The 851-nt window shown below is 51.6% G+C and carries 1 pseudogene; it reads left to right on the top strand.

Going from position 1 to position 851, the window contains the following annotated elements:
- Positions 1 to 851, top strand: a pseudogene (locus tag HMPREF3178_RS29695) (IS3 family transposase); the annotation flags it as partial.

Here is an 851-nt window from a genome sequence, read left to right as displayed (position 1 = left end):
CAGCTACTGTCTGGTGTTTCAGGGGGCTACATCAAGCTGCGGCCAGTGCTATGGATGTGGGTCTTTCTACCATGACGCGATGGGTAAAGCAGTTGCGGGATGAACGACAGGGCAAAATACCTAAAGCCTCCCCTATAACCCCGGAATAGATTGAAATACGTGAGCTGAAGAAAAAGCTACAACGCATTGAAATGGAAAACGACATATTAAAAAAGGCTACCGCGCTCTTGATGTCAGACTCCCTGAACAGTTCTCGTTAATTGGGAAACTCAGAGCGCAGTATCCTGTGGTCACACTTTGCCACGTGTTCGGGGTTCATCGCAGCAGCTACAAATACTGGGGAAAAAGCCCCGAAAAGCCAGACGGCAGGCGAGCTGTGTTACGCAGTCAGGTTCTGGAACTGCATAACATCAGCCATGGCTCTGCTGGCGCAAGAAGTATCGCGATTATGGCAACCCTGAGAGGCTTCAAAATGGGACGCTGGCTTGCCGGCAGGCTCATGAAAGAACTGGGGCTGGTGAGTTGTCAGCAGCCTACCCACCGGTATAAACGTGGTGGTCATGAACACATTGTTATCCCGAATCACCTTGAGCGACAGTTCGCAGTGACAGAACCTAACCAAGTGTGGTGCGGCGATGTGACGTATATCTGGACAGGTAAACGTTGGGCTTACCTCGCTGTTGTTCTCGATCTGTTCGCAAGGAAACCGGTGGGCTGGGCAATGTCATTCTCGCCGGACAGCAAGCTGACCATCAAAGCGCTGGAAATGGCGTGGGAAGCTCGCGGTAAACCAGCCGGAGTGATGTTCCACAGTGACAGTAATAATGCCGATGTCAGTCTTTACCACCACT

Origin of the sequence: Klebsiella sp. HMSC09D12 (assembly GCF_001808475.1) — a bacterium.
In the GTDB taxonomy this organism is placed as follows: domain Bacteria; phylum Pseudomonadota; class Gammaproteobacteria; order Enterobacterales; family Enterobacteriaceae; genus Klebsiella; species Klebsiella oxytoca.
Note: the sequence above shows the minus strand (reverse complement) of the source record. Positions and strands in the feature narration are given on the sequence as shown.